Below are 23,608 nucleotides of genomic sequence, written 5' to 3' on the forward strand. Positions count from 1 at the left end.
TGTCGAGCATTGTCTCTCCATGCTGCTCAATCCCTCTAAATGAGCGTTTTTGCCTGTCTTGTTGCTGAATATGGCTCGGCATTGGCCTTGGGCGCGTGGCCATTGCAGTGATATAGTTCGCCGCCAGTTCGGCCCGCTCGGCGGATGTGCTTTTGTCAGGAAGCCAGGCGTCCGAGTGAGAGGCTGCATCGCAAGGAGTTTAGATGAGTGCCGATAACGCCTACGCGGTCGAGCTGAAGGGACTGACCTTCAAGCGCGGTGCGCGCAGCATTTTCAATAACGTCGATATCCGTATTCCCCGCGGCAAGGTCACCGGCATCATGGGGCCTTCCGGGTGTGGCAAGACCACGCTGTTGCGGTTGATGGGCGCACAATTGCGGCCTACCAATGGCGAAGTCTGGGTCAACGGTCAGAACCTGCCAAAACTGTCGCGCAGCGATCTGTTCGACGCCCGCAAGCACATGGGCGTGCTGTTTCAGAGCGGCGCACTCTTTACCGACCTCGATGTCTTCGAGAACGTCGCCTTTCCGCTGCGTGTTCACACCCAACTGCCGGAAGAAATGATCCGCGATATCGTCCTGCTCAAATTGCAGGCCGTGGGTTTGCGCGGCGCCCTTGACCTGATGCCCGACGAGCTGTCAGGCGGCATGAAGCGCCGCGTCGCGCTGGCGAGGGCGATTGCGCTCGATCCGCAAATTCTCATGTACGACGAGCCCTTTGTCGGTCAGGACCCTATCGCCATGGGCGTACTGGTGCGCCTGATCCGCTTGCTCAACGATGCATTGGGCATCACCAGCATCGTGGTCTCCCACGACCTGGCCGAAACCGCGAGCATCGCCGACTACATCTATGTGGTCGGCGACGGGCAGGTGTTGGGGCAGGGCACGCCTGACGAGCTGATGAACTCGGACGAGCCGCGTATCCGTCAATTCATGACAGGCGATCCGGACGGTCCGGTCCCCTATCACTTTCCAGCGACGGACTACCGCGCAGATCTTCTGGGGAAGCGTTGATGCGCAAGATTTCACTTATAGAGCGAGTGCGCCGGTTCGGCCAGGCCGGCATCGATGTGCTGTCGGTGTTCGGTCGTTCGGCCATATTTCTGTTTCACGCGCTTCTCGGGCGTGGCGGTATTGGCGGCGGTTTTGGCTTGCTGGTCAAACAGCTGCACTCGGTGGGCGTAATGTCCCTGGTGATCATCGTGGTCTCCGGTGTGTTCATCGGCATGGTACTGGCGCTGCAAGGGTTCAACATTCTGTCCAGCTACGGTTCGGAGCAGGCGGTCGGGCAGATGGTGGCGCTGACGCTGCTGCGCGAACTGGGGCCCGTGGTCACTGCGTTGCTGTTTGCCGGGCGTGCCGGTTCGGCGCTGACGGCGGAAATCGGCAACATGAAGTCCACCGAACAGCTGTCCAGCCTGGAAATGATCGGGGTCGACCCGCTCAAGTACATTATTGCCCCGCGCCTCTGGGCCGGCTTCATTTCCCTGCCGGTGCTGGCCATGATTTTCAGCGTGGTGGGCATCTGGGGCGGTTCGTGGGTAGCGGTTGACTGGCTGGGTGTCTATGACGGTTCCTACTGGTCGAACATGCAGAACAGCGTGACGTTCACGGATGATGTGCTCAACGGCATCATCAAAAGCATCGTCTTCGCCTTTGTCGTGACCTGGATCGCCGTATTCCAAGGCTATGACTGCGAGCCCACTTCCGAGGGGATCAGTCGTGCCACTACCAAGACCGTGGTGTATGCCTCCCTGGCAGTGCTGGGCCTGGACTTTATTCTGACCGCTTTGATGTTTGGAGATTTCTGATGCAAAACCGCACCCTGGAAATCGGTGTCGGCCTTTTCTTGCTGGCTGGCATCCTGGCTTTGTTGCTGCTGGCGCTGCGGGTCAGTGGCCTCTCGCCGAGCCCGAGCACCGACACCTATAAACTTTATGCATACTTTGACAATATCGCCGGTTTGACGGTCAGAGCCAAAGTGACCATGGCGGGTGTCACCATCGGCAAGGTCACCGCAATCGATCTGGATCGTGACAGTTTCACCGGTCGGGTGACCATGCAGGTGGAAAAACGCGTAGATAACCTGCCCGCCGACTCCACTGCATCTATCCTGACGGCTGGCCTGTTGGGCGAGAAGTACATCGGCATCAGCGTGGGCGGGGAAGAAGCCTTGCTCAAGGATGGCGGAACCATCCACGACACCCAGTCGTCGCTGGTGCTGGAAGACCTGATCGGTAAATTCCTGCTCAATACCGTTAGCAAAGACGCCAAATGAGGAGCTGTTAAATGATCTCAATCTTGCGACGTGGCCTGTTGGTATTGCTCGCGGCCCTGCCGTTGGTAGCTAATGCCGTGGCGGCGCCTTCCGCGCACGATCTGGTACAGGACACGACCAATCGGTTGCTCGCCGACCTGGCGGCCAACAAAGAGAAATACAAGAAGGACCCGAATGACTTTTATGCGGCGCTGAACACCATCGTCGGCCCCGTAGTGGACGCCGAAGGTATTTCCAAGAGCATCATGACGGTCAAGTACTCGCGTAAAGCCACCCCTGAGCAAATGAAGACCTTTGAAGAAAACTTCAAGAAAGGTTTGTTCCAGTTCTATGGCAATGCGCTGCTTGAGTACAACAACCAGGGCATCGTCGTTGACCCTGCCAAGGATGAGTCGGGCGACCGCACCAGCGTCGGCATGACGGTCAAGGGCAGCAATGGCGCGATCTATCCAGTGCAGTACACACTCGAGAAGATCAATGGCGAGTGGAAGCTGCGCAACGTCATCATCAACGGCATCAACATCGGCAAGCTGTTCCGCGATCAGTTCGCCGATGCAATGTCGCGCAACGGCAATAACCTGCAGGCGACCATCGACAATTGGGCAGGGGAAGTTGCCAAAGCCAAGGCCGCTACCGAAAAAACCGACCAGAAGCCAGCCCAATGAGTGATTCTGCCGTTCGCATGAACGAAACCGGCGAACTGTTGCTCAGTGGCGTGCTGGATTACCGCACCGGCCCAGGCCTGCGCGAGCAGGGGCAGGCGCTGATCAAGTCCAGCAAGGCTGCGGCCCTGGTGATCGATTGTTCGGCGGTGGAGAAGTCCAGCAGTGTTGGCCTGTCCTTGCTGCTGTGCTTCATGCGAGATGCCCAGGCGGCCGGCAAGGCGCTGAGCATCCGCGGGATGCCCGAAGACATGCGCGAAATTGCTCAGGTCAGTGAGCTGACCGAGCTGTTGGCGCATCCCTAACCCGCATCGATAAAGTAGCCCCCCGTCAGAGTCCTGCTTCGCGGGGTTCGCAGGCGCGGGGCTTTTTTGTATGATGTCCGACCCGCGCGCACAGGGCGCCGATTGAGGTTGAGCATGCAGGCCACCGAAGTGAAGAGCTTCCTTGAAGGAAAGCTGCCAGGAACTCAGGTAGAAGTTGAGGGCGAAGGCTGCAATTTCCAGCTGAACGTGATTAGCGATGAACTGGCGGCATTGAGCCCGGTCAAGCGTCAGCAGCAGATCTATGCCCATTTGAACCCGTGGATCACCGATGGCAGCATCCACGCGGTCACTATGAAATTTTTCAGCAGCGCGGCCTGGGCCGAGCGCACCTGAGCCCAAGGGCGTCGAGATTCTTATGGATAAATTGATTATTACTGGCGGAGCTCGTCTTGACGGCGAGATCCGCATCTCCGGGGCAAAGAACTCTGCCCTGCCGATCCTGGCTGCGACGCTGCTGTGCGATGGCCCTGTGACTGTGGCGAACCTGCCGCACCTGCACGACATCACCACCATGATCGAGCTGTTCGGTCGCATGGGCATCGAGCCTGTCATCGACGAGAAACTGGCCGTCGAAATCGACCCGCGCACCATCAAGACCCTGATCGCTCCGTACGAACTGGTGAAAACCATGCGTGCGTCGATCCTGGTACTGGGCCCGATGGTTGCCCGTTTCGGTGAAGCCGAAGTCGCACTGCCTGGCGGTTGCGCCATCGGTTCGCGTCCGGTTGACCTGCACATCCGTGGCCTCGAGGCCATGGGCGCGGTCATCGACGTCGAAGGCGGCTACATCAAGGCCAAGGCGCCGGAAGGCGGCCTGCGTGGCGCGCACTTCTTCTTCGACACCGTCAGTGTGACCGGTACCGAGAACATCATGATGGCCGCCGCTCTGGCCAAGGGCCGCAGTGTACTGGCCAACGCCGCACGCGAGCCTGAGGTCGTCGACCTGGCGAACTTCCTGAACGCCATGGGCGCCAAGGTTTCCGGTGCTGGCACCGACACCATCACCATTGATGGCGTCGAGCGTCTGCACACCACCACATACAAAGTGATGCCCGACCGTATCGAAACCGGCACCTACCTGGTCGCCGCTGCGGTGACTGGCGGTCGCGTGAAGGTCAAGGACACCGATCCAACCATCCTCGAAGCCGTTCTGGAAAAACTCCGGGAAGCGGGCGCAGAAATTACCTGCGGCGAAGACTGGATCGAACTGAACATGCACGGCAAGCGGCCGAAAGCCGTCAACGTGCGCACTGCACCGTATCCGGCGTTCCCGACTGACATGCAAGCGCAGTTCATTTCCCTCAACGCCATTGCCGAAGGCACGGGCGCCGTGATCGAGACGATCTTCGAAAACCGCTTCATGCACGTTTACGAACTGCACCGCATGGGCGCCAAGATCCAGGTCGAAGGCAACACCGCCATCGTGACCGGCACCGAAAAGCTCAAGGGCGCGCCAGTCATGGCGACCGACCTGCGTGCTTCGGCCAGCCTGGTCATCTCGGCGCTGATCGCCGAAGGCGATACCCTGATCGATCGCATTTACCACATCGACCGTGGTTACGAGTGCATCGAAGAGAAACTGCAGATGCTCGGCGCCAAGATCCGCCGCGTACCGGGCTAGTTCCTGCTGCATGGGCATAAGGACATGCCCGTTGAATTGTTGAAGTCGAGCCGGATTCCGGCTCGACGTGTGTCCGGCGCCGTTTGCGACCGGGCATGAGTACCTTGATAAGGACTGACGTTTCCCATGTTGACCATCGCACTGTCCAAGGGCCGCATCCTTGATGACACCTTGCCGCTTCTGGCTGAAGCAGGCATCGTGCCGACCGAGAATCCGGACAAGAGTCGCAAGCTGATCATCCCCACGACCCAGGAAGATGTACGCCTGCTGATCGTGCGTGCCACCGATGTGCCGACCTACGTCGAGCATGGCGCCGCCGACCTGGGTGTCGCCGGTAAAGACGTGCTGATGGAATACGGCGGCCAGGGCCTGTACGAGCCGCTGGACCTGCAAATTGCCCAGTGCAAACTGATGACGGCCGGCAAGGTCGGCGCAGCCGAGCCCAAGGGCCGTCTGCGTATCGCCACTAAATTCGTCAACGTTGCCAAGCGTTACTACGCCGAACAGGGCCGCCAGGTCGACATCATCAAGCTTTACGGTTCGATGGAGCTGGCGCCGCTGATCGGCCTGGCCGACAAGATCATCGACGTGGTCGACACAGGTAACACGCTGCGGGCCAACGGTCTGGAGCCACAGGACTTCATTGCTGCCATCAGCTCCCGGCTGATCGTCAACAAAGCTTCGATGAAAATGCAACACGCCCGTATTCAGGCGTTGATCGACACCCTGCGCAAGGCAGTGGAGTCTCGACACCGCGGCTGATTCACCTGCGCGACCTTGAGTCGCGCCCGTCTATCCGCCTCATAGCCAGAATTCTCAGGTGCCCAAGCGGAAACGACTGCTAAGTTAGGGCGCCTGAGTTTTTGCCAATCCTATGAGGCTCTCGCTATGACCGCACCGACTGCAATTCGCCGACTCAACGCTGCTGACCCGGATTTCGCACATCATCTGGATCATCTGCTGAGCTGGGAAAGTGTGTCTGACGACTCGGTCAATCAGCGGGTGCTGGACATCATCAAGGCCGTGCGCGAGCGTGGCGATGCCGCGCTGGTGGAATTCACCCGTCAATTCGACGGGCTCGATGTCGCGTCAATGGCCGACCTGATCCTGCCGCGCGAACGCCTGGAACTGGCGCTCACGCGCATCACGGTAGCGCAGCGCGAAGCCCTGGAAAAAGCTGCGGCCCGCGTGCGCAGCTACCACGAAAAGCAGAAACAGGACTCCTGGACTTACACCGAGGCCGACGGCACGGTGCTGGGCCAGAAGGTCACGCCGCTGGACCGCGCCGGCCTGTATGTGCCGGGCGGCAAGGCGTCGTACCCGTCGTCAGTATTGATGAACGCCATTCCGGCCAAGGTGGCCGGTGTGACCGAAGTGGTCATGGTGGTGCCGACTCCCCGTGGCGAGATCAATGAGCTGGTGCTGGCCGCCGCCTGCATCTCCGGCGTCGACCGCGTGTTCACCATTGGCGGTGCACAAGCTGTCGCCGCGCTGGCCTACGGCACCGAAAGCGTGCCGAAGGTCGACAAAGTGGTGGGGCCGGGCAACATCTATGTCGCCACCGCCAAGCGCCACGTGTTTGGTCAGGTCGGTATCGACATGATCGCCGGCCCGTCCGAAATCCTCGTGGTGTGCGACGGTCAGACCGATCCGGACTGGATCGCCATGGACCTGTTCTCCCAGGCCGAACACGATGAAGACGCCCAGGCGATCCTGGTCAGCCCCGACGCCGATTTCCTCGACAAAGTGGCCGCCAGCATCGCCAGGCTGATGCCGACCATGGAGCGCGCGCAAATCATCGAAACCTCGATCAATGGTCGTGGTGCGCTGATCCAGGTTCGCGATATGGCCCAGGCCATCGAAGTGGCCAACCGCATCGCGCCGGAGCACCTGGAGTTGTCGGTAGCCGATCCGCAAGCCTGGCTGCCGCAGATCCGCCACGCCGGTGCGATCTTCATGGGCCGTCACACCTCCGAAGCCTTGGGCGACTATTGCGCGGGCCCCAACCACGTGTTGCCGACTTCCGGCACCGCGCGGTTCTCCTCGCCGCTGGGTGTTTACGACTTCCAGAAGCGCTCGTCGATCATCTTCTGCTCCGAGCAGGGGGCGTCCGAGCTGGGCAAAACCGCTTCCGTGCTGGCCCGTGGCGAGTCGCTGACCGCCCACGCCCGCAGTGCCGAATACCGTATCGTTGACGAACAAAAGGGAAACTGAGCATGAGTAAATTCTGGAGCCCGTTCGTCAAGAATCTGGTGCCTTACGTACCGGGCGAGCAGCCGAAACTGGCAAAACTGGTGAAGCTCAACACCAACGAAAACCCGTATGGCCCATCGCCCAAAGCACTGGCCGCCATGCAGGCCGAGCTGAACGACAACCTGCGGTTGTACCCGGATCCGAACAGCGATCTGCTCAAGAATGCGGTCGCCGGGTATTACGGCGTGCAGAGCAATCAGGTGTTCCTCGGCAACGGGTCCGATGAAGTCCTGGCGCACATTTTCCACGGCCTGTTGCAGCACGATCAGCCGCTGCTGTTCCCGGATATCAGCTACAGCTTCTATCCGGTCTACTGCGGTCTGTATGGCATCCGTTTTGATGCGGTGCCGCTGGACGAGCACTTCCGGATCGACCCGGCGGACTACGCCAAGCCGAATGGCGGGATCATTTTCCCCAACCCGAATGCGCCGACCGGTTGCCTGCTGGCCCTCGACGCCATCGAGCAAATCCTCAAGGCCAGCCCGGATTCGGTGGTCGTGGTGGATGAGGCTTACATCGACTTCGGCGGAGAAACCGCGATCAGTCTGGTGGACCGTTATCCGAACCTGCTGGTGACTCAGACGCTGTCCAAGTCCCGTTCCCTGGCGGGTCTGCGGGTAGGTTTGGCGGTGGGTCATCCTGACCTCATCGAGGCGCTGGAGCGGATCAAGAACAGCTTCAACTCCTATCCGCTGGATCGGATGGCGAATGTCGGTGCGGCGGCCGCGTTTGAAGATCGTGAGTACTTCGACAAGACGTGCCGGCTGGTCATCGAGAGTCGCGAGCAGTTGATTGCACAGCTGCAGGCCAAGGGTTTCGAAGTATTGCCGTCGGCAGCGAACTTCATTTTCGCCCGTCACCCGCAGCACGATGCGGCGGGGCTGGCGGCGAAGTTGCGTGAGCAAGGCGTGATCGTCCGGCACTTCAAGCAGGAGCGGATTGCGCAGTTCCTGCGGATTTCCATCGGTACGCCTGAGCAGAACCAGGCGTTGATCGACGGTTTAGGCGATCTGTAAACCATCCCCGATCCTGTGGGAGCGAGTTCGCTCCCACAGTGTTTAGTGTTGTTTTGACTTACTCGTGATGCGGTTCGCCCAGGAATGTCAGCGAACTGAACAAACCACGACTGCTCACGTCAGCGCTGTCCTTCACCGGCACTTCCACCTGAGCCGAAATCACATTCAGCCCTTCATTGCGCACCAGCACTTGCGCCCGGCCGTGCGCGTCGGTTTCGGTGCTCAAGGTGTTCGGCGCATTGCGGTAGTCACCCACCAACTTCACCCCGGCCGCCGGTTTGCCATCCAGTAGCACACGCACCGGCAGCGAATTGCCCGGCCCCACGGTCAGCGGATCGACCTCCGGCAAAATCAGCAACTTCAGCTGATCAAGCCTGGGCAACCTGGCGGCCGGCTGATAAATCGCCAGGCTGTACTTGAACGTCTGTGTCGACTCGATCGCGCCCGGTACTTTGCTGCGCCCCTCGTTGACCCATTTCTTGTCGGCGGTCTGCGACCACATGCCATTGTCCAGTGCCACGGCGATCACCGCGGGCGCTTTCAGCGGTTGCAGGCGCGCGTGATCAGGCAGGCGCTGCACGGTCACCGGAATCATTTTCCCGCTGATGTCATACGCCCAGGCGCCGCTGATTTTCTGCGCCTTGAAGGCATTGTCCTCGGCGCCGTGGCCGTAAATCACTTCGATGTTGCCGCGACGTTGTTCGGTCCAGAGACCATGGGCCGAGACCTCATGGGTGAACAATAGACCGAGCAGGGCCAGGGATTTGAGAGAGGGCATGGGGACGTCCTTTTATAGAGTGAGTGTCAGGCTGACGGTGAAGTTGCGCGGCTCGCCGAGGTTGACCCAGTAGTTGCTGTAGGAACGCTCGAAGTATTTCTCGTCGAAAATGTTGTTGAGGTTCAGGCCCACAGTGACGTTGTCGCTGGCCTTGTAATGGGCCAGCAGGTCGACCGTGTGATAAGCCGGCAATTCGAAGTCGCTACCCGCTTCGCCCGAGCGGTCACCGACATGGGTGAAGGCCGCACCGAGATCTGACCCGCGCAAGCGACCGTCCTGAAACGCATAAACCCCCAGCAGACTGCCGCTGTGTTTGGCGACGCCGAGAATGCGGCTCCCGGTTGGAATGACCTTGTCGCCCTCGGTGACTTCAGCATTGATGTAGGCGAACGCGCCGATCACCCGTACGGCATCGGTGACTTGCCCGGCGACTTGCAGATCGAATCCCTGGCTGCGGGCCTTGCCCATGGCGCGGCTGGTGTCGGTGCCCGGGTCGAGGGCGAGGACATTTTTCTTTTCGATATGGAAGGCGGCGAGGGTGCTGCTCAAACGGCCGTCGAACAGCTCGCTCTTGATCCCGATTTCATGGCCAACACCTTCTTCCGGATCAAAGGATCTGCCGGCGGCGTCCAGGCCATTGTTCGGTTTGAACGAAGTGGAGGCGTTGGCGAACAGGCCGATTTCGGGTGTCAGCTGATACAGCAGTCCGGCCCGTTGCGTAAGGGCGTCGTGGTGCTGGCGGCTGGTGGAGTTGCGCGTGTGATCGTCGATGCTTTGCTCGAACCGTTCGAGACGCGCACCGAGCATGCCTCGCAACGTGTCAGTGAAGAGGATCTGATCCTGCAGGTTCAGGGCTCGGCTTTCGACGTGTTCGAAGAAGTCAGTGCCGGAACGTGCACCGCCTGGTTTCGGCTGGCCATAGACCGGTTGGAAAATGTCGATGGCGTAGGGGCTGCCGGCGATGGTCGTCACGCGCTCGTTCTTGCGGTAGTTCTCGTATTCACTGCCGATCAGTAGTTCGTGCTGCCACGGGCCGGTGTCGAATAATCCGCGCAGTTCGAGCTGGGTAATGCTGTCGTGCCAATCGTTGTCACGCTCGCGGTAGCGACGGTTGACGGTGTGGCCATCGGCATTCAAGGCGCGCGCTTCCGAGGCAAAGCCCCAGAGTTTGCCTTGCTTGTAGTGACTGGCCAGGCGCAGTTTCCAGGCGTCATTCAGGTGATGTTCGAGCGCGGCTTGCAGCAGGTTGTTGTGGTTGTCGATGTCGCCATCGTTGGGTTCGCCGAGGAAGGTCGAACGAGAAACGCCGCTCCACGCGTTGTTCGGCGCGACGATGCCGCGGTCGAACGTGGAGCGGTGGCGCACGAACTCGCTTTCCACCAGCAGCGTCGTGTCGGGATTGAGTTGCCAACTGAAGGAGGGCGCGACGAACACCCGCTCACGGTCAACGTGATCGCGAAAGCTCTGGCCGTCCTCGATGGCCAGGTTTACCCGCGACAACACGTTGCCGTTCTCATCCAATGGGGTGTTGACGTCCAGCGCGGTGCGGTAGCGATCCCAACTGCCAGCGCTGGTGTGCAGGGTGGTGAAGGCTTCGGGCCGGGGCTTTTTGGTGACGATATTCACCGTACCGCCCGGATCGCCTCGACCGTAAAGGCTGGCAGCAGGGCCTTTGAGCACTTCGATGCGTTCGATACTCACCACGTCCGGCGTGCTCGGGTAGCCGCGATTGGCGCTGAATCCGTCCTTGTAGAATTCCGAGGTGGTGAAGCCGCGCACGCTGTATTCGTAGAGCGTCAGGCCGCCGAAGTTGTTCTGTTTCGACACGCCGCCCGCGAAGTCCAGTGCACGCTCGACGCTGATGCTGCCCAAGTCGTTGAGCACACTGACGGGAATCACGCTGATCGATTGCGGGATGTCGCGAATGGCGGTGTCGGTTTTGGTTGCGCTGGAAGAGCGGGTGGCGCGGTAGCCATCGACCGGGCCGGTGGCGGATTCGTAATCTGAAGTGACGCTGATCGCGTCCAGTTCGAGGGTTTGCGGCTCTTCGGCTAAGACCGGATTCCCCAGCAGTCCGAGGGCAAGACTTGCCACGGAGGCCTTTGTTCGAGACGACATGTTATGTTGTTCCAATTACCAGAATTGAAACAATATAACATGTCTAATGAGAATGTCTGCCAATGGCCCGAAATGCTCGGGCCAGGTTTAGTTTTCTTCTTTTTCCTTCACCGGAGCCGGCGGCGGACGCAAGCCGATTTCCGCGGTGAGCTTGAGCTCCTTGCCGTTGCGCATCACTTGAACAGTGACCTTGTCAGTCGGTTTGATTCGCGCGACCTGATTCATCGAGCGACGGCCATCACCGGCCGGTTCGCCGTCGATGCTGAGGATTACATCGCCCAATTGCAGGCCAGCCTTCTGCGCCGGGCCGTCGCGGAAAATCCCGGCGACGACGATGCCCGGGCGTCCAGAAAGACCGAAGGACTCCGCCAGCTCCTGGGTCAATGGCTGCACTTCAATACCCAGCCAGCCGCGAATCACCTGGCCGTGCTCGATGATCGACTTCATCACTTCCATTGCCAGTTTGATCGGGATCGCGAAGCCGATGCCCTGGGAGCCACCGGACTTGGAAAAAATCGCCGTGTTGATGCCGGTCAGGTTGCCGTTGGCGTCGATCAGCGCTCCGCCGGAGTTGCCAGGGTTGATCGCGGCGTCGGTCTGGATGAAGTCTTCGTAGTTGTTCAGGCCCAACTGGTTACGCCCGGTCGCACTGATGATGCCCATGGTCACGGTCTGGCCGACACCGAACGGGTTGCCGATGGCCAGGGCCACATCGCCAATACGGATGTTGTCGGAACGGCCGACAGTGATCGCCGGCAAGTTCTTCAAATCGATCTTCAGCACCGCGAGGTCGGTCTCCGGGTCGCTGCCGATCACCCGGGCCAGGGTTTCGCGCCCGTCCTTGAGCGCGACCACTATCTGGTCGGCCCCGCTGGTCACGTGGTTGTTGGTCAGGATGTAGCCTTCCGGGCTCATGATCACGCCCGAACCGAGGCTCGACTCCATGCGTTTCTGCTTGGGCGAGTTGTCGCCGAAGAAACGGCGGAACTGCGGATCTTCGAACAACGGGTGGCTGGGTTTGTTGATGACTTTGGTGGTGTACAGGTTCACCACGGATGGCGCGGCCGTGGTCACTGCGTCAGCATAGGACACCGGACCTTGCTGCATGCTGGTGGTCTGCGGGGCTTGCTGCAGATTGACGTCGAGGCTTGGCAGCCCGACCCACTGCGGGTAACGCTGGATTATCAACAGAGCGACAAGCACGCCGGCCAGTAGCGGCCAGCCGGAAAAACGCAGCGCCTTGAGCATTAAGCACGTCCTGAGAGGGTTGCAGGCGGTATCGGACCGCCCATAATGTCGCGCATTATACGAGGCCGCGCGTGCCTCTGAACGGGATATTTAGGAGTCTTTCATGGCCGTCGCCTTGAGCACCCTGGTCGAAGAAGCCGACCGTTACCTCAGCAGTTCGAAAATTGCCGATTACTGCCCCAACGGCCTGCAGGTCGAAGGCCGGCCGCAAGTGATGCGCATTGTCAGTGGTGTCACCGCCAGCCAGGCGTTGCTCGATGCCGCCGTGGAAGCCAACGCCGACCTGGTGCTGGTGCATCATGGCTATTTCTGGAAGGGCGAAAACCCGTGCATCACCGGCATGAAGCAGCGTCGCCTGAAGACCTTGCTCAAGCACGATATCAGCCTGCTGTCCTATCACCTGCCGCTGGATCTGCACCCGGATGTCGGTAACAACGTGCAGTTGGCCCGACAGCTCGACATCACCGTCGAAGGCCCGCTGGACCCGGACAACCTGAAGATTGTCGGTCTGGTCGGTTCGTTGAGTGAGCCGATGATGCCTCGGGATTTTGCCCACCGGGTCCAGGAAGTCATGGGTCGCGAGCCATTGCTGGTCGAGGGCAGCGAGATGATTCGTCGGGTCGGTTGGTGCACGGGGGGCGGTCAGGGCTATATCGATCAGGCCATTCTGGCGGGTGTCGATCTGTACCTGAGCGGCGAGGCCTCGGAACAGACGTTCCACAGCGCGCGGGAAAACGACATCAGCTTCATCGCCGCCGGCCACCACGCCACCGAGCGTTATGGCGTTCAGGCGCTGGGTGACTATCTGGCGCGCAGATTTGCGCTAGAGCACATCTTCATCGATTGCCCGAACCCCATCTGACAAAACGCAATCCCTGTAGGAGCGAGCCTGCTCGCGATGTTCGTCAACGATAACGCTGGGGGCCTGACACCCCGCGGCGTTCTCGGGTTCATCGCGAGCAGGCTCGCTCCTACAGGGGGGGCGGTGCGTTCTGCCCAAACGAGGGGGCATATTCATATGCTCTTTCGTTCTAGTTGGCGTCCTGATTAGAAGTGGGCGCTGTGCTAGGATTCCCCGCTCGAACACGGCCCGCTGGCCGTTCATAAGAAAGCTTTCGTGAGTAGCCATGGTCGACAAACTGACGCATCTGAAACAGCTGGAGGCGGAAAGCATCCACATCATCCGCGAGGTGGCCGCCGAGTTCGATAACCCGGTGATGCTGTACTCCATCGGTAAAGACTCCGCCGTGATGCTGCACCTGGCACGCAAGGCGTTTTTCCCTGGCAAGCTGCCGTTTCCGGTGATGCATGTCGACACCCGGTGGAAATTCCAGGAGATGTACAAGTTCCGCGACAAGATGGTCGCCGAGCTGGGCCTGGACCTGATCACCCATGTGAACCCGGACGGCGTGGCGCAAGGCATCAACCCGTTTACCCACGGCAGTGCCAAGCACACCGACATCATGAAGACCGAAGGCCTGAAGCAGGCATTGGACAAGTATGGTTTCGACGCCGCTTTCGGTGGTGCCCGCCGCGATGAAGAGAAATCCCGCGCCAAGGAGCGCGTGTACTCGTTCCGCGACAGCAAGCACCGCTGGGATCCGAAAAACCAGCGCCCGGAGCTCTGGAACGTCTACAACGGCAAGGTCAACAAGGGCGAATCCATTCGTGTGTTCCCGTTGTCGAACTGGACCGAACTGGACATCTGGCAGTACATCTACCTTGAAGGCATCCCGATCGTCCCGCTGTACTTCGCCGCCGAGCGTGAAGTCATCGAGAAGAACGGCACGCTGATCATGATCGACGACGAGCGCATCCTCGAACACCTGAGCGATGAAGACAAAGCGCGCATCGTCAAAAAGAAAGTGCGTTTCCGTACCCTTGGCTGCTACCCGTTGACGGGCGCGGTGGAGTCCGAGGCCGAAAGCCTCACGGACATCATTCAGGAAATGCTCCTGACGCGAACTTCCGAGCGCCAGGGCCGTGTCATCGACCACGATGGCGCCGGCTCGATGGAAGACAAGAAACGTCAAGGTTATTTCTAAGGGGCTGTCATGTCGCATCAATCTGATTTGATCAGCGAGGACATCCTCGCCTACCTGGGCCAGCACGAACGTAAAGAGCTGCTGCGCTTCCTGACCTGCGGTAACGTCGACGACGGCAAGAGCACCCTGATCGGGCGTCTGCTGCACGACTCCAAGATGATCTACGAAGATCACCTGGAAGCCATTACCCGCGACTCGAAAAAAGTCGGCACCACCGGCGAGGACATCGACCTGGCGTTGCTGGTCGACGGCCTGCAGGCCGAGCGTGAACAAGGCATCACCATCGATGTCGCGTACCGCTATTTCTCCACCGCCAAGCGCAAGTTCATCATCGCCGACACCCCTGGCCATGAGCAGTACACCCGCAACATGGCCACCGGTGCATCCACCTGCGACCTGGCGATCATCCTGGTCGACGCCCGTTACGGCGTGCAGACCCAGACCCGTCGCCACAGCTTCATTGCCTCGCTGTTGGGCATCAAGCACATCGTCGTCGCCATCAACAAGATGGACCTCAAGGACTTCGATCAGGGCGTGTTCGAGTCGATCAAGGCCGACTACCTGAAGTTCGCCGAAGGCTTGAAGATGAAGCCTACGAGCATGCACTTCGTGCCGATGTCTGCCCTCAAGGGCGACAACGTGGTGAACAAGTCCGAGCGCTCGCCGTGGTACACCGGCCAGTCGCTGATGGAAATTCTCGAGACCGTGGAAGTGGCGGGCGACCGCAACTTCACCGACCTGCGTTTCCCGGTGCAATACGTCAACCGTCCGAACCTGAACTTCCGTGGTTTCGCCGGCACCCTGGCCAGCGGCATCGTCAAGAAAGGCGACGAAGTCGTGGTCCTGCCGTCGGGCAAGAGCAGCCGCGTGAAATCGATCGTCACTTTCGAAGGCGAGCTGGAGCATGCCGGTCCCGGTCAAGCGGTGACGCTGACCATGGAAGACGAAATCGACATCTCCCGCGGCGACCTGTTGGTCCACGCCGACAACGTGCCGCCCGTCACCGACAGCTTCGAAGCAATGCTGGTGTGGATGGCTGAAGAGCCGATGCTGCCGGGCAAGAAATACGACATCAAGCGCGCCACCAGTTACGTGCCGGGCTCCATCGCCAGCATCGTCAACAAGGTCGACGTGAACACCCTTGAAGAAGGCCCGGCCAGCGCATTGCAGCTGAACGAAATCGGTAAGGTCAAAATTGCGCTCGATGCGCCGATTGCCCTCGACGGTTACGAAAGCAACCGCACCACCGGCGCGTTCATCATCATCGACCGCCTGACCAACGGCACCGTGGGCGCCGGCATGATCGTCGCCCAGCCTCTGGTACACGGCAGCGCCACGCACCACGGCAAACTGGCCCACGTCGCCACCGAAGAACGCGCCCAGCGCTTCGGCCAGCAACCGGCCACCGTGTTGTTCAGCGGCTTGTCGGGCGCAGGCAAGAGCACCCTGGCTTATGCCGTGGAGCGCAAGCTGTTCGACATGGGCCGTGCGGTGTATGTGCTCGATGGCCAGAACCTGCGTCACGACCTGAACAAGGGGCTGCCACAGGATCGCGCCGGGCGTACCGAGAACTGGCGTCGTGCCGCGCACGTGGCGCGTCAGTTCAACGAAGCCGGTTTGCTGACCCTGGCGGCGTTCGTTGCGCCGAGCTCCGAAGGTCGTGAACAGGCCAAGGAACTGATCGGCAAAGAGCGTCTGCTGACGGTCTACGTCCAGGCTTCGCCAGCGGTCTGCGCCGAACGCGATCCACAAGGCCTGTACGCGGCGGCCGGCGATAACATCCCGGGCGAGTCCTTCCCGTACGACGTACCGCTGGATGCCGATCTGGTGATCGACACCCAATCGCTGTCGCTGGAAGAAAGCGTCAAGCAAGTGCTGGATCTGCTGCGCAAGCGTGGCGCGATCTAAGCTCAAAGCAGCGGCAAGCTTCTAGCTTCAAGCTGCAAGAAAAAGCCCGCAGACAGGTAACTGTCTGCGGGCTTTTTTTGTGCTCGGAAAACGCGTGAATGGCCAGCGTTATTGGTGCATGGGAAATGGACTACAGGGATATCGGAAATCGGTAAGTTACATTTGTTTGCATAGGGAGATATTGTTTTTAGCAGGTATGAGGTTGATATCTGTTTCGGTTTCTTTTGGGCGAAAAGAAAATACAAAGTGCAGGTTTTTTTGAATTTTGAGCACTCTGAAATATTAAGGTTTAAAGAGTTGGATTTATCGGCGATAAAAATCTGAGTTTCGAGCGGTGCCAATCCCTGTCAGGTGTGAGTGTTAAATGTTGTTTTTGATAGGCGTTCTGGAGGTGGGTGTGCGTGCAAAGAATTTATATGCCAATCCTGGATATGTTACTGGGGTCGGAGAGAATATTTCCTTACTGTTTTTGTTTTTTGTTCTGGTTTTGGTCTCGGTTCTTGTACATGGAAAAATACAGGAAATCCCTCCCTTGCCGGAAAGGCTGGTTAGGGAGAGTGCTTATTTGTATAAAGATGTTTCGCACTCAAGGAATGATTCATTTTTATATTTGAGGGTCGGGCTGAATGACGATGCCTATAACTACATTATTGAAGCTTCTGCTAGTGACATTCAGAACTTGGATTTGAGAAAGGGGCAAAAATTATGGGTTGCTGTAGATTCAGATCGGGCTAAACGGTTTGTTTGGAGGGTCTATGATGTTGATACCCATTTGTTGGTTAGTCGTGAGGATATATTGAGTTGGATAAAGCGTAGTAACAATGAGTGCTATTTTTTATTGGTTTGGTTGTCAGTTTTGTCATCATGCTTTCTGTTTGTTATTTTTCGAAATGGAATTTGGAACAGGGTTGTAGCGAAAAGGAAAGTGCATGAAAAACGAACGGATTGATAATGGAATATACGTGATTTATGACTTTCTGACGGAAAGCGAAGAAGTCGCCATAAACCTTTTGCTCAAGGGGGTTGTCTGGAGATAAAACTGGCCAAATTATGAAGAGCTGCTCTTTGTCAGGCCCTGCTGGCACATGTTCATCTCGGTGTTTTGTCTAGTTTCGAAAAATACAAAGCTCTGGAGCTTTGCGTTTAAGCGATCTGAGGTATTTCACTTAAAAATGTCGGGCTATTCGGTGCGCAAGATTTGAGATTCGAACGATTCCGAGCTCAGTCAGGTGTTGAATCCTTAATGTGATTTTCGATTGACGTTCTGGGAGTGCGTGTGCCTGCAAAGAATTTATATATCCCTCCTGAATATATTGCCGGAGTCGGTGAGGTTGTTTTTTTTACTATTTTTGTTTGTTGGTCTGGTTGTCGCTTCTATTTTTATGTATGGGGAAATACAGGAGATTCCTCCCTTGCCGGAACGGCTGGTTATGGAAAAAGCTTATCTGTATAGAGATGTTTCGCAGTCAAGAGCTACGTCATCTTTATATTTGAGGGTCGGGCTGGGTGAAGATGCCTATAACTACATTATTGAAGCTTCTGAGAGTGACATTCAGCACCTGAATTTGAGGAAGGGGAAAAAATTGTGGGTTGCTGTGGATTCAGATCGGACTAAACGGTTTGTTTGGTGGGTCTATGATGCTGATACCAATTTGTTGATCAGTCGTAAAGATATATTGCTTTGGATAAGGTCAAATAACATTGGGTGTTATTTTGTACTGATTGGGTGGTCAGTTATATTGTTTTACTTGCTGTTGATAATTGTTCGGAATGGAATTTGGAACAGGGTTGTAGCGAAAAGGAGAGCGTATGAAAATTGAACGCATTGATAATGGAATATATGTGATTGATGACTTTTTGACGGAGAGCGAAGAAGTCGCCATAAACCTTTTGCTCAAGGGGGCTGTCTGGAGATACAACTGGCCAAATTATGAAGAGCTGCCCTTTGTCAGGCCCTGCTGGCACGTGTTCATTGCGGGTAAAGGTCGCCCTGAGCGGCAGTCCTGCCTGGAAGAATTGAACGGCAATGAATCATGGCGTTTTCTGGTAAGTTTCTGGGAGCGATTTTCAGATTTACATGATTTCAACATGACATTGTTAGGTGTTTACGCAAACGGACAGACGTTCGGGCAAGACACCATTATTCATCGTGATAACAAAACCCATCCGGGATTGACTGTTATCGTTTTCTGCAACGAGCACTGGCCCACGTCCTGGGGAGGAGAGCTCGTTTTCTATGATGATGCGAAAGAAAATGTCATTAAGGCTGTACTTCCAAAATCTCGTCGTGTGGTGGTTTTCGATGGGCGAATTCCACATGCGGCGAGATCACCTTCCGTCAAGTGTGATCAGGTAAGAATGACACTTGCGTTTAAAACTGTGATCAAGGAGTAATATATGGCAGGGAAAGCCGAGATAATTGTAGGTGTAGTAAGCGATGGTGTAACTGTCGGCTCGGGTGCGACTGCGGTGGCAGACCAGTTTTTAGTGAATGGGACTGGAATGGTGTTGGTGAGCCAAACGGCACAAACCGGTGCTGTAATAGCGAGCGTGACGTCAGTCACCAAGCTGGCAGGACCTTATGTGCCGATTGTGAACATTCCAGCCAATATGGTTGCCGGTACTATTACTTTCCTGAAAATTGGAGTGGATGTCAGGGATGGCAAAGGATTTAGTTACGGTGATGTGATCAGTCTTATCGGGAATTTTGCAGGTGTGATTGCTGTCTTTGCTTTTTTAGTCGAAGCACCATTCATAATCATAGGTACCGCTAGTGTTGTAGGGGGGGCGCCGCTGGTTTGGACTCAATTAGTGATTCAGGCATTTTCAAGGAGGTTTTAAAGAGCGCTGCAGATTTCTTTAGAGATAATGATTTGGATAACTACCTTGATTACGTCTGTGCACCCGATATGAGGATAGTGCACAAGGAAACTCTGAGGGTGGCGTACGGTAATCAGATGCTTTCTTGTAATTGGTTTTCTGCAACCGGCGAATTTTTGCCTTCTGCGATAGCTGTACTCAACGAAAATATCGGGGGAGGGGGATCTTATGCTCCTGCGCCTTTTGTTCCTCCACCACCACCACCACCGCCGCCTGAAAATATCGCAACCGTAACGATCGGGCCACTTGAAATAGGTGGTAACCCTGATGATACCGGTGACGAATATGGGTGCTGTACAAGCGGTAGTGATGGTTATATTTAACAGGCCGCACTGCAAGGCTAGTGGTGTTTAAGCAAACAATCCTTGGTTTTGGATAAAAGCGCGATTGAGTGCGAGTCGATTCAAGTTCGCGTCATACTGGGGCGTGCAGCTCATTACTGATAGAGGCCAGCCTATCCGTTTATCAAGTTCTTGCCATGCAGGCAGTGAGCATTAGCCCGTAATGAAAAAACCGCCGACGAGTGATCATCGGCGGTTTTTTTCAGATTGATTCGATCAAATGTGGGAGCGTTTGTCTGGATATTCGCGGTGCATCTGCCCTAGCAACGCATCCTTGTCCTGCCACAGCTGATTGATCCAGCCCTGAAACTGCAGGCGGTACTCGCCGTCCTGGTCGTAGTTCTTGCCGATGAACTGGGGCGGAATTTTCAGCTCTTCAAAGTGCACCACCACATCCGCAATGTTCCCGCACAGCAAATCCCAAAAACCGGGACGCCCGGCGGGGTAGTGGATGGTCACGTTGACGATGGACTCCAACTGCTCGCCCATGGCATCCAGCACAAAGGCAATGCCGCCGGCCTTGGGTTTGAGCAGGTATTTGAATGGTGATTGCTGCTGGGCGTGCTTGCCCTCGGTGAAGCGCGTGCCTTCGACGAAGTTGAAAATCCCCACCGGATTATTGCGGAACTTTGCGCAGGTCTTGCGGGTGGTTTCCAGGTCTTTGCCTTTCTTTTCCGGATGCTTCTCCAGGTAGGCCTTGGAGTAGCGCTTCATGAACGGGAAGCCCAGCGCCCACCACGCCAGGCCGATCACCGGGACCCAGATCAGTTCTTGCTTGAGAAAGAACTTCAGTGGCTGGATGCGGCGGTTGAGCACGTATTGCAGCACCAGGATGTCGACCCAGCTCTGGTGATTGCTGGTGATCAGGTACGAATGCTGGTAGTCCAGGCCTTGCAGGCCGCTGATGTGCCATCGGGTGCGACGGACCAGGTTCATCCAGCCTTTATTGATACTGATCCACGCTTCGTGGGTATGGCTCATCAACCATCCGGCGATGCGCTGGGTCAAGGCGAACGGCAGTGCCTTGATCAGCGCCACGCAGAACAGGAATGAGCACAGCAGGATTGTATTGAGTGCCAATAGCAACGAAGCAATGACACCGCGCACGGCGGCAGGTAGAAAAACCAGCATTTAAACGTCCATAGGTCGGTTGGCTGCCTGGATCGCGGTCAACGCGATGGTGTAGACGATGTCGTCGACTTGCGCACCGCGCGGCAAGTCATTCACCGGTTTGCGCAGGCCTTGCAGCATCGGGCCGAGGCTGACGCAGTCGGCGCTGCGCTGCACGGCTTTGTGAGTGGTGTTGCCGGTATTCAGGTCGGGGAACACGAACACCGTGGCGCGACCGGCCACCTGACTGTTCGGTGCCAGTTGCCGGGCCACGGTTTCGTTGGCGGCGGCATCGTATTGCAACGGGCCGTCGATCAACAGCGAGTTCTGTTGCTCATGGGCGAGCAAGGTCGCCTCGCGCACCTTCTCGACTTCTTCGCCGCTGGCCGATTCACCGCTGGAGTAACTGATCATCGCCACGCGTGGCGTGATGCCGAACGCTGCCGCCGAATCGGCGCTTTGCAGGGCGATCTCGGCCAGTTCGCTGGCGCTCGGGTGCGGGTTCATCACGCAGTCGCCATAGACCAGCACCTCTTCCGGAAACAGCATGAAGAACACCGACGAGACCAACGTGCAGCCCGGCGCCGTTTTAATCAGCTGCAGGGCCGGGCGAATGGTGTTGGCGGTGGAGTGGATGACGCCCGACACGAGGCCGTCGACCTCATCCAGCGCCAGCATCATGGTGCCGATCACCACGGTGTCTTCCAGTTGCTGCTCGGCCATGGGCGCGTTGAGGCTTTTGCTTTTGCGCAGGGCAACCATCGGTTCGACGTAGCGCTCGCGAATCAGGTCCGGGTCGAGGATTTCCAGCCCCGGTGGCAGCTCGATGCCCTGGGCGCGCGCAACGGCTTCAACGTCTGCCGGTTTGGCCAGCAACACGCAACGGGCAATGCCGCGGGCCTGACAGATCGCTGCGGCCTGCACGGTCAGCGGCTCGCTGCCTTCGGGCAGGACGATGCGCTTGTTGGCGTTCTGCGCACGCTGAATCAGTTGATAGCGGAATACGGCCGGCGACAGGCGCATTTCCCGTGGCGTGCCACAACGCTGGTGCAGCCAGTTGGCATCCAGATGGCTGGCGACGAAATCGGTGATGATTTCCGCGCGCTCGCGGTCGTCGATCGGGATTTCCTTGTTCAGGCCGTTCAACTGGTTGGCGGTGTCATAGGAGCCGGTGCTCACTGACAACACCGGCAGGCCCGCCTGCAACGCGCCACGGCAAAGGTCCATGATCCGTGGATCGGGCAGGGTGTCGCTGGTCAGCAACAGGCCGGCCAGGGGTACGCCGTTCATGGCGGCGAGGCTCACGGCGAGAATGATGTCGTCGCGGTCGCCGGGGGTCACCACGAGCACGCCCGGTTTGAGCAGCTCTACGGTGTTACGCATGGTGCGCGCGCAGATGATGATTTTGGACATGCGCCGGGTTTCGTAGTCGCCGGCGTTGAGCACTTGTGCGCCCATCAGGTCGGCGACGTCGCGGGTGCGCGGGGCGTTGAGTTCCGGCTGAAACGGAATGCAGCCCAGCAGGCGGAAATCACCACTGCGCAGCAGCGGCGAATGTTCCTTCAGGCGTGCGGCGAAGGCCTCCATGCTTTCGTCGGTCTTGACCTTGTTGAGGATCACGCCGAGGACTTTCGGGTCTTTCGGGCCGCCAAATAATTGCGCCTGCAACTCGACGCGACCGGACAGTTCGGTCAGCACTTCGTTTTCCGGCGCCGACACCAGGATCACCTCGGCGTCGAGGCTTTTGGCCAGGTGCAGATTGACCCGTGCGGCATAGCTGGCGCTGCGGGTCGGGACCATGCCTTCGACGATCAGCACGTCCTTGCCGATGGCCGCCTGCTGATAAAGCGTGATGATTTCTTCGAGCAACTCGTCCAGCTGACCGTCGCCGAGCATGCGCTCGACATGGGCCAGGCCCAGTGGCTGTGGAGGTTTCAGGCCGTGGGTGCGGGCGATCAGTTCGGTGGAGCGCTCAGGCCCCGTGTCACCCGGATGCGGCTGAGCGATCGGTTTGAAAAAGCCGACCTTGAGGCCGGCACGCTCAAGTGTACGGACCAGCCCGAGGCTGATGGAGGTCAGACCCACACCAAAATCGGTGGGTGCGATAAAAAAAGTTTGCATGCGGATTCTCTGGAGGTGCATGGCAGTGGTGATCATCTATATCTGACGATCTACCGAAATTCAGTCGCCAAGGTTATCGCTAACCGAGCCTTGTGCGCACCAACCGCAATCGAAGGGCTGGCCTATTTTTTCATGGCGCTGTGCAGGGTCCGTGACCCAGGCGCGGGACTGCCAGGGCGGCTGGTGTCGCAGGTGCTGTGTGTGGCCGCAGGAAAGCTCGGCCACCCAGTGTCCGTCCTCGTCTTGATGAAAGCCGGTGATCGTCGCAATCCGTCTGTCCGGGTTGTGTTCGCTTTCGGACGATTGCTTCGCTAAACTGGGTCTTTCATTATTCTTATGCAAAAGGTCTCGCCCCATGCTGATTGCCGCCAATAAGGCTGTCTCCATCGACTATACCCTGACCAACGACGCTGGTGAGGTCATCGACAGCTCAGCCGGCGGCGCGCCGCTGGTCTACCTGCAAGGCGCAGGTAACATCATTCCGGGCCTGGAAAAGGCACTGGAAGGCAAAGCAGTCGGCGACGAGCTGACCGTAGCCGTTGAACCTGAAGATGCCTATGGCGAGTACGCTGCCGAACTGGTCAGCACACTGAGCCGCAGCATGTTCGAAGGCGTTGATGAGCTGGAAGTGGGCATGCAGTTCCACGCTTCCGCTCCGGACGGCCAGATGCAGATCGTGACCATCCGCGATCTGGACGGCGACGACGTGACTGTCGACGGCAACCACCCGTTGGCCGGTCAGCGCCTGAATTTCCAGGTCAAGATCATCAATATCCGTGATGCCAGCCAGGAAGAAATCGCTCATGGTCACGTCCATGGCGAAGGTGGCCATCACCACTGATTTTCTGCGCTAAGCTTTCGATTACTGGAGAGGCGCCCCGAGGGCGCCTTTTTAGTCTGCGGC

The 23,608-nt window shown here is 57.9% G+C and carries 25 protein-coding genes; 19 read left to right on the forward strand and 6 right to left on the reverse strand.

What is annotated here, in order from left to right; all coding sequences use genetic code 11:
- The first annotated feature begins 203 nt into the window (after positions 1-203).
- The 10 genes from AC1Q6D_RS20900 (at position 204) to hisC (ending at position 8,155) form a co-directional block, all read left to right on the forward strand.
- On the forward strand, positions 204-1,013 hold the full coding sequence (locus AC1Q6D_RS20900) for an ATP-binding cassette domain-containing protein (protein WP_090467168.1): 810 nt from the start codon (positions 204-206) through the stop codon (positions 1,011-1,013).
- Positions 1,013-1,810 (forward strand): lipid asymmetry maintenance ABC transporter permease subunit MlaE, encoded by a 798-nt coding sequence (mlaE, locus tag AC1Q6D_RS20905; RefSeq protein WP_103403984.1) that lies wholly within the window; start codon positions 1,013-1,015, stop codon positions 1,808-1,810. The genes AC1Q6D_RS20900 and mlaE overlap by 1 nt, the downstream gene beginning before the upstream one ends.
- Positions 1,810-2,277 (forward strand): outer membrane lipid asymmetry maintenance protein MlaD, encoded by a 468-nt coding sequence (mlaD, locus tag AC1Q6D_RS20910; RefSeq protein ID WP_047537743.1) that lies wholly within the window; start codon positions 1,810-1,812, stop codon positions 2,275-2,277. The genes mlaE and mlaD overlap by 1 nt, the downstream gene beginning before the upstream one ends.
- Before the next feature lie 11 nt (positions 2,278-2,288).
- Positions 2,289-2,942 (forward strand): MlaC/ttg2D family ABC transporter substrate-binding protein, encoded by a 654-nt coding sequence (locus AC1Q6D_RS20915; protein WP_047537745.1) that lies wholly within the window; start codon positions 2,289-2,291, stop codon positions 2,940-2,942.
- Positions 2,939-3,244, forward strand: coding sequence for an STAS domain-containing protein (locus AC1Q6D_RS20920; RefSeq protein WP_047537747.1), 306 nt, complete (start codon positions 2,939-2,941; stop codon positions 3,242-3,244). Before AC1Q6D_RS20915 ends, AC1Q6D_RS20920 begins: the two co-directional genes overlap by 4 nt.
- A 114-nt stretch (positions 3,245-3,358) precedes the next feature.
- Entirely contained in the window at positions 3,359-3,598 is a 240-nt protein-coding gene (locus AC1Q6D_RS20925; protein WP_047537750.1) for a BolA family protein, read from the forward strand.
- Positions 3,599-3,620: 22 nt separating this feature from the next.
- Entirely contained in the window at positions 3,621-4,886 is a 1,266-nt protein-coding gene (gene murA / locus AC1Q6D_RS20930) for a UDP-N-acetylglucosamine 1-carboxyvinyltransferase (RefSeq protein WP_090467169.1), read from the forward strand.
- Positions 4,887-5,012: 126 nt separating this feature from the next.
- Entirely contained in the window at positions 5,013-5,648 is a 636-nt protein-coding gene (hisG, locus tag AC1Q6D_RS20935; RefSeq protein ID WP_046820541.1) for an ATP phosphoribosyltransferase, read from the forward strand.
- A gap of 126 nt (positions 5,649-5,774) precedes the next feature.
- Positions 5,775-7,100: a histidinol dehydrogenase gene (hisD, locus tag AC1Q6D_RS20940; protein ID WP_047537758.1), complete on the forward strand. Its 1,326-nt coding sequence runs from the start codon at positions 5,775-5,777 to the stop codon at positions 7,098-7,100.
- A 2-nt stretch (positions 7,101-7,102) separates the two neighbouring features.
- On the forward strand, positions 7,103-8,155 hold the full coding sequence (gene hisC / locus AC1Q6D_RS20945) for a histidinol-phosphate transaminase (RefSeq protein ID WP_103403983.1): 1,053 nt from the start codon (positions 7,103-7,105) through the stop codon (positions 8,153-8,155).
- A 58-nt stretch (positions 8,156-8,213) separates the two neighbouring features.
- Here hisC and AC1Q6D_RS20950 read toward each other — a convergent pair whose 3' ends face one another.
- The 3 genes from AC1Q6D_RS20950 to algW all read right to left on the reverse strand — a co-directional run bounded on the left by AC1Q6D_RS20950 (position 8,214) and on the right by algW (position 12,299).
- Positions 8,214-8,933, reverse strand: coding sequence for a DUF4198 domain-containing protein (locus tag AC1Q6D_RS20950; protein ID WP_103403982.1), 720 nt, complete (start codon positions 8,931-8,933; stop codon positions 8,214-8,216).
- Positions 8,934-8,945: 12 nt separating this feature from the next.
- On the reverse strand, positions 8,946-11,051 hold the full coding sequence (locus AC1Q6D_RS20955) for a TonB-dependent siderophore receptor (RefSeq protein WP_103403981.1): 2,106 nt from the start codon (positions 11,049-11,051) through the stop codon (positions 8,946-8,948).
- Positions 11,052-11,138: 87 nt separating this feature from the next.
- Positions 11,139-12,299, reverse strand: a complete 1,161-nt coding sequence (algW, locus tag AC1Q6D_RS20960; protein ID WP_103403980.1) for a Do family serine endopeptidase AlgW — start codon at positions 12,297-12,299, stop codon at positions 11,139-11,141.
- Positions 12,300-12,402: 103 nt separating this feature from the next.
- Here algW and AC1Q6D_RS20965 point away from each other — a divergent pair, with 103 nt between their 5' ends.
- From AC1Q6D_RS20965 to AC1Q6D_RS21000, 8 genes are all read left to right on the forward strand, one after another.
- Complete coding sequence (locus AC1Q6D_RS20965; RefSeq protein ID WP_103403979.1) at positions 12,403-13,161, forward strand: Nif3-like dinuclear metal center hexameric protein; 759 nt, start codon at positions 12,403-12,405, stop codon at positions 13,159-13,161.
- A gap of 265 nt (positions 13,162-13,426) precedes the next feature.
- On the forward strand, positions 13,427-14,344 hold the full coding sequence (gene cysD, locus AC1Q6D_RS20970) for a sulfate adenylyltransferase subunit CysD (protein WP_034147080.1): 918 nt from the start codon (positions 13,427-13,429) through the stop codon (positions 14,342-14,344).
- A gap of 9 nt (positions 14,345-14,353) precedes the next feature.
- Positions 14,354-16,252, forward strand: coding sequence for a sulfate adenylyltransferase subunit CysN (gene cysN, locus AC1Q6D_RS20975; protein ID WP_090467177.1), 1,899 nt, complete (start codon positions 14,354-14,356; stop codon positions 16,250-16,252).
- 364 nt (positions 16,253-16,616) lie between these two features.
- Positions 16,617-17,201 (forward strand): hypothetical protein, encoded by a 585-nt coding sequence (locus AC1Q6D_RS20980; RefSeq protein WP_146041482.1) that lies wholly within the window; start codon positions 16,617-16,619, stop codon positions 17,199-17,201.
- A 327-nt stretch (positions 17,202-17,528) separates the two neighbouring features.
- On the forward strand, positions 17,529-17,705 hold the full coding sequence (locus AC1Q6D_RS20985) for a hypothetical protein (protein ID WP_158249385.1): 177 nt from the start codon (positions 17,529-17,531) through the stop codon (positions 17,703-17,705).
- Positions 17,706-18,061: 356 nt separating this feature from the next.
- Positions 18,062-18,646, forward strand: coding sequence for a 2OG-Fe(II) oxygenase (locus AC1Q6D_RS20990; protein WP_103403977.1), 585 nt, complete (start codon positions 18,062-18,064; stop codon positions 18,644-18,646).
- A 3-nt stretch (positions 18,647-18,649) separates the two neighbouring features.
- On the forward strand, positions 18,650-19,093 hold the full coding sequence (locus tag AC1Q6D_RS20995) for a hypothetical protein (RefSeq protein WP_103403976.1): 444 nt from the start codon (positions 18,650-18,652) through the stop codon (positions 19,091-19,093).
- A gap of 32 nt (positions 19,094-19,125) precedes the next feature.
- Entirely contained in the window at positions 19,126-19,455 is a 330-nt protein-coding gene (locus tag AC1Q6D_RS21000) for a hypothetical protein (protein ID WP_492618483.1), read from the forward strand.
- A 234-nt stretch (positions 19,456-19,689) separates the two neighbouring features.
- Here AC1Q6D_RS21000 and yihG read toward each other — a convergent pair whose 3' ends face one another.
- From yihG to AC1Q6D_RS21015, 3 genes are read right to left on the reverse strand one after another with little or no spacing between them, the layout of a single operon-like run.
- Positions 19,690-20,604, reverse strand: coding sequence for a 1-acylglycerol-3-phosphate O-acyltransferase, YihG family (yihG, locus tag AC1Q6D_RS21005; RefSeq protein ID WP_103405218.1), 915 nt, complete (start codon positions 20,602-20,604; stop codon positions 19,690-19,692).
- On the reverse strand, positions 20,605-22,704 hold the full coding sequence (gene pta / locus AC1Q6D_RS21010) for a phosphate acetyltransferase (protein ID WP_047537783.1): 2,100 nt from the start codon (positions 22,702-22,704) through the stop codon (positions 20,605-20,607).
- Between the two features lie 60 nt (positions 22,705-22,764).
- Positions 22,765-23,091 (reverse strand): DUF3565 domain-containing protein, encoded by a 327-nt coding sequence (locus AC1Q6D_RS21015; protein WP_081997997.1) that lies wholly within the window; start codon positions 23,089-23,091, stop codon positions 22,765-22,767.
- Between AC1Q6D_RS21015 and AC1Q6D_RS21020 the strand changes: the two genes are divergently transcribed.
- Complete coding sequence (locus AC1Q6D_RS21020) at positions 23,060-23,545, forward strand: FKBP-type peptidyl-prolyl cis-trans isomerase (RefSeq protein WP_008054392.1); 486 nt, start codon at positions 23,060-23,062, stop codon at positions 23,543-23,545. The two genes, AC1Q6D_RS21015 and AC1Q6D_RS21020, sit on opposite strands and share 32 nt — an antisense overlap.
- The last annotated feature ends 63 nt before the right edge of the window (positions 23,546-23,608 follow it).

The organism is Pseudomonas sp. MT92 (assembly GCF_058792515.1).

Bases quoted from the DNA above. Each gene is read 5' to 3' on its own strand.
- AC1Q6D_RS20900 (WP_090467168.1), top strand. From the start codon at position 204: ATGAGTGCCGATAACGCCTACGCGGTCGAGCTGAAGGGACTGACCTTC.
- mlaE (WP_103403984.1), top strand. From the start codon at position 1,013: ATGCGCAAGATTTCACTTATAGAGCGAGTGCGCCGGTTCGGCCAGGCC.
- mlaD (WP_047537743.1), top strand. From the start codon at position 1,810: ATGCAAAACCGCACCCTGGAAATCGGTGTCGGCCTTTTCTTGCTGGCT.
- AC1Q6D_RS20915 (WP_047537745.1), top strand. From the start codon at position 2,289: ATGATCTCAATCTTGCGACGTGGCCTGTTGGTATTGCTCGCGGCCCTG.
- AC1Q6D_RS20920 (WP_047537747.1), top strand. From the start codon at position 2,939: ATGAGTGATTCTGCCGTTCGCATGAACGAAACCGGCGAACTGTTGCTC.
- AC1Q6D_RS20925 (WP_047537750.1), top strand. From the start codon at position 3,359: ATGCAGGCCACCGAAGTGAAGAGCTTCCTTGAAGGAAAGCTGCCAGGA.
- murA (WP_090467169.1), top strand. From the start codon at position 3,621: ATGGATAAATTGATTATTACTGGCGGAGCTCGTCTTGACGGCGAGATC.
- hisG (WP_046820541.1), top strand. From the start codon at position 5,013: ATGTTGACCATCGCACTGTCCAAGGGCCGCATCCTTGATGACACCTTG.
- hisD (WP_047537758.1), top strand. From the start codon at position 5,775: ATGACCGCACCGACTGCAATTCGCCGACTCAACGCTGCTGACCCGGAT.
- hisC (WP_103403983.1), top strand. From the start codon at position 7,103: ATGAGTAAATTCTGGAGCCCGTTCGTCAAGAATCTGGTGCCTTACGTA.
- AC1Q6D_RS20950 (WP_103403982.1), bottom strand. From the start codon at position 8,933: ATGCCCTCTCTCAAATCCCTGGCCCTGCTCGGTCTATTGTTCACCCAT.
- AC1Q6D_RS20955 (WP_103403981.1), bottom strand. From the start codon at position 11,051: ATGTCGTCTCGAACAAAGGCCTCCGTGGCAAGTCTTGCCCTCGGACTG.
- algW (WP_103403980.1), bottom strand. From the start codon at position 12,299: ATGCTCAAGGCGCTGCGTTTTTCCGGCTGGCCGCTACTGGCCGGCGTG.
- AC1Q6D_RS20965 (WP_103403979.1), top strand. From the start codon at position 12,403: ATGGCCGTCGCCTTGAGCACCCTGGTCGAAGAAGCCGACCGTTACCTC.
- cysD (WP_034147080.1), top strand. From the start codon at position 13,427: ATGGTCGACAAACTGACGCATCTGAAACAGCTGGAGGCGGAAAGCATC.
- cysN (WP_090467177.1), top strand. From the start codon at position 14,354: ATGTCGCATCAATCTGATTTGATCAGCGAGGACATCCTCGCCTACCTG.
- AC1Q6D_RS20980 (WP_146041482.1), top strand. From the start codon at position 16,617: ATGTTGTTTTTGATAGGCGTTCTGGAGGTGGGTGTGCGTGCAAAGAAT.
- AC1Q6D_RS20990 (WP_103403977.1), top strand. From the start codon at position 18,062: ATGAAAATTGAACGCATTGATAATGGAATATATGTGATTGATGACTTT.
- AC1Q6D_RS20995 (WP_103403976.1), top strand. From the start codon at position 18,650: ATGGCAGGGAAAGCCGAGATAATTGTAGGTGTAGTAAGCGATGGTGTA.
- yihG (WP_103405218.1), bottom strand. From the start codon at position 20,604: ATGCTGGTTTTTCTACCTGCCGCCGTGCGCGGTGTCATTGCTTCGTTG.
- pta (WP_047537783.1), bottom strand. From the start codon at position 22,704: ATGCAAACTTTTTTTATCGCACCCACCGATTTTGGTGTGGGTCTGACC.
- AC1Q6D_RS21020 (WP_008054392.1), top strand. From the start codon at position 23,060: ATGCTGATTGCCGCCAATAAGGCTGTCTCCATCGACTATACCCTGACC.
- AC1Q6D_RS21015 (WP_081997997.1), bottom strand. From the start codon at position 23,091: ATGGAGACAGCCTTATTGGCGGCAATCAGCATGGGGCGAGACCTTTTG.